The organism is Streptomyces sp. NRRL WC-3549 (assembly GCF_000721935.1).
In the GTDB taxonomy this organism is placed as follows: domain Bacteria; phylum Actinomycetota; class Actinomycetes; order Streptomycetales; family Streptomycetaceae; genus Streptomyces.
In genome coordinates this window covers 63,122-66,680 of record NZ_KL585396.1, presented here as the reverse complement: position 1 = coordinate 66,680, position 3,559 = coordinate 63,122, and the positions used below count along the sequence as shown (strand labels likewise).

1 pseudogene is annotated in these 3,559 nt (G+C 74.5%); it reads right to left on the bottom strand.

The features are described from left to right. A pseudogene (locus IH13_RS37435) lies at nt 1–3,559 on the bottom strand (acyltransferase domain-containing protein); the annotation flags it as partial.

The following is a 3,559-nucleotide window of genomic DNA, read 5'->3' as shown; positions in this document are numbered from 1 at the left end:
GTCCTCGTCCGCCGCGCCGAAGGCGTCGAGGAAGGCGTTGCCCGAACCGCCGGACGCCTGCGGGGCCGCCGCCGCCGCCAGCTCGGCGACCAGGGGCGGCGGGGCCGGGTACCAGGCCAGGAAGACGGGCCAGTCGACGACGGTGGCGACGATCAGCTGCGCGTGGTCCTGGCCGATGACGCGCTCCAGGACGCCCATGCCGGCTTCGGGGGCGAGGGAGCTCATGCCGCGGCTGTGCAGGTAGTGGTCGACCAGGCCGAGTTCCTCGATCATCCCGGTGGCCCAGGGGCCCCAGTCCAGGCTCAGCGCGGGCAGGCCCTGCGCGCGGCGGTGGTGGGCGAGCGCGTCCAGGAAGGCGTTGCCCGCGGCGTAGTTGGTCTGGCCCGCGGTGGTCAGCAGGGAGGCGATCGAGGCGAACAGCACGAAGTGGTCGAGGGGTTCGTCCCTCAGGTGCCGGTGCAGGAGGAACGCGCCGACGGTCTTGGGGTCGTGGACCGCGTCGAAGGCGGACCGGTCCAGGTCGGTGACCAGGGTGTCGCGTACCTGCCCGGCGAGGTGGAACACCCCGCGCACGGGCGGCGCGCCGGAGTGCCGGTACGCGTCGAGCCAGCCGGTCAGCGCCTCCTCGTCGGTGATGTCGAGCGGGGCCAGGACGGTCTGGGCGCCCAGGGCCTCCAGCTCCCGCAGCAGGGCGACGGAGCGGCCCTCGGCGGTGGCGGGGTCGGTGCCGCCCCACTTCTCCCGGGCCGGGACGGGGGTGCGCCCCACCAGGACGAGCCGGCGGGCCCCTCTGCGGACGAGGGTGCGGCACAGGAGGCGGCCCAGCGCGCCGAAGGCGCCGGTGACCAGGTAGCTGCCGTCGGCCCGCAGCCTGAGCGGCAGGGGCCGGGTCAGGCCTTCGGCGGGGCGGAGCCGGCTGGTACGGCGGCCTCCGGAGCGCAGCGCGATCTCCTCCTCGTCGTCGCTCAGCACCTCGCGCAGCAGTGCCTCGGCGTCGGCGCGCACGGCGTCCGGGCCGGGCGGCGACAGGGGGTCGAGGTCGATCAGCTTCCCCGGGTGGCCCACGAGCTCCTGGTGGCGCAGCACACGGCCGACGCCCCACGCGGGGGCGCCGAGCGGTTCGACGGCCTCGCCGGGCAGGACGGGCTGGGCTCCCCTGGTCACGATGTGCAGGCTGCCGCCGACGCCCCGGGCGAGCAGGACCCGGGCCAGCGCGATCAGCGAGTAGGAGCCCGGACCGGTGTGGTCGCCGAGTGCCTGACGGTCGCACCGGGCGAGGTCGGGCCGGTCGAGGTTCCACAGGTGCAGGACGGCTCCGCGGAAGGGTCCGCCGTCCCGGTCGACGTCGGCGAAGAGGCGTTCCAGATCGGCCGCGGATCCGGGCTCGACGGTGTACGCGCCGCCGGTCACCGCCTCCGTGTATCCGTCGCCGCGGCGCACCAGTCGGCAGCGTTCGCCCCGGGACTCGGCGAGGACGGCGAAGGCGTCGGCCACCCCGTGGTCGTCTGCGAGGAGCAGCCAGCCGTGCTCCCGTGCCGTGGCGGCCGGGCGCTCGGACGGTGGACGCCGCCTTCTCCACGTCCGCGGCCCGGAATCCGCTGATCCGGCCCAGCGGCGTCCCGTCGTCGGCGTACAGGGCGATGTTCCCGAGGGTCGTGTCCTCGTCTCCGGGGAGCACCGTGGCGTGGGCCCAGAACGGTTGGTCGCCCACTGCTCCGAGGGCGGCCTCGTCCACGGAGAGCGGCAGTCGGATGCCGGTGCCGGGCATGGTGTCCGCCCGCAGGAGCTGGGGGGTCAGCAGTGACTGGAAGCAGGCGTCGAGCAGCACCGGGTGGAGGTGGTGGCGGGCGGCGTCGTCGCCGATGGCCTGGGGCGGACGGATGCGGGCGAGCACGTCCCGGGGCCCGATCCAGACCTCCTCGACGGCCTGGAAGGCGGGGCCGTAGTGGTAGCCGAGACCGGCGAGCGCGGCGTAGCAGGCCGGGCCGTCGAGGTGCCGGACCGTGCGTGCCAGGACGGCGGCGGTGTCGAGCGCGGGGCCCGCGTCGCACCGCTGCCCGGTACGGACCACTCCGCTCGCGTGCACGGTCCGTTCTCCGTCGGGTCCGGCCGGGGAGGCGACGGTGAAGGCCGCGTTCTCCATGGAGAGCGAGAGCTGTACGGTCCGGTCCTCGGCGTCGGACAGGAAGAGCGCCTTGCGCAGGTCGATGTCGGCCAGGACGGCGTGGGTGCCTCCGGTGAGCCGCAGGACGGCCTGGGACGCCATCTCCAGATAGCCGGCGGCGGGGAAGACGACGGTGTCCTGGATGCGGTGGTCGGCCAGGTAGGGCAGGGTCTCGGTGTCCAGCCGGGCCTGCCAGGTCGGTTCGGTGTGGTCGGTGCGGCGGCCGAGCAGGGGGTGGTCGAGGCGGCCCAGGCGTACCTGGGCGACGGACGGGGGTTCCGTCCAGTGGCGGTCGCGCCGCCACGGGTAGCGGGGCAGGGTGACCGGCCGGCCGGTGGGCTGGAGGGCGTCCCAGTCGACGCGGGTGCCGAGGTTGTGGAGGGCGGCGAGCGAGGCGGCGAACCGCTCGGTCTCGTCCTCCTTGCGGCGGATCGAGGCCAGGGTGAGACCGGGCGCTCCGCGGGTGTCGAGGCATTCGCGGATCGAGTGCCCGAGCACCGGGTGGGGGCCGATCTCCAGGAACACCTGATGGCCGTCGTCGGCCAGGCGGTCCACGGCGGCCCGGAAGCGCACCCGGTCGCGTACGTTCTTCCACCAGTACGCCGCGTCGAGTTCACGGCCGTCCGCGGTCCCCTCCTGGCCGGTGAGGTACAGGGGGATCCGGGCCTCGCGCGGGGAGAGCGGGGCCAGCGCCTCCAGCAGGTCGTCCTTGATCCGTTCCATGCCGACGCTGTGGTACGGGACCTCGACCGTGAGGAACTTGGCGAAGAGCTGTTCGGCCCGCAGCTCATCGGCCAGCAGGGCCAGTGCGTCCTCGTCCCCGGCGAGGGTGAGTGAGGTGGGGCTGTTGACCGCGGCGATCGACACCCGGTCCCGGTAGGGGCGCACCCTGCGCTCGGCCTCGTCCTCCGACAGGCTCACGGCGAGCATGGTGCCCGTCCCGGCCAGGGTCTGCTGGAGGCGGCTCCGGTGCACGACGATCCTGACGGCGTCCCGGAGGGAGTAGACGCCCGCCTCGTAGAACGCGGCGACCTCCCCGGTGCTGTGGCCCACCACGGCGTCCGGGCGCACGCCGTACGACCGCCACAGGGCGGCCAGCCCGATCTGCAGGGCGAAGTTGGCGGGCTGGGCCAGCCAGGTCTCGCTCATGCGCGAGTCGGGTTCGGCGGCTGACATCTCGGCCAGCAGGGACCAGTCGGTGAACTCCCGCAGCACACGGTCGCAGGCGGTCACCGCCTCACGGAAGACCGGTTCGTCCCGGAGGAGTTCGCGGCCCATCCCCCACCACTGAGGGCCCATACCGGTGAACACCCAGACCAGCCGGCGCTCGTCCGCCGCCCGCAGGCTGCCCTGGACGACCCGGGGGTGGGGCTCGCCGCGCCGGCACGCGGCGAG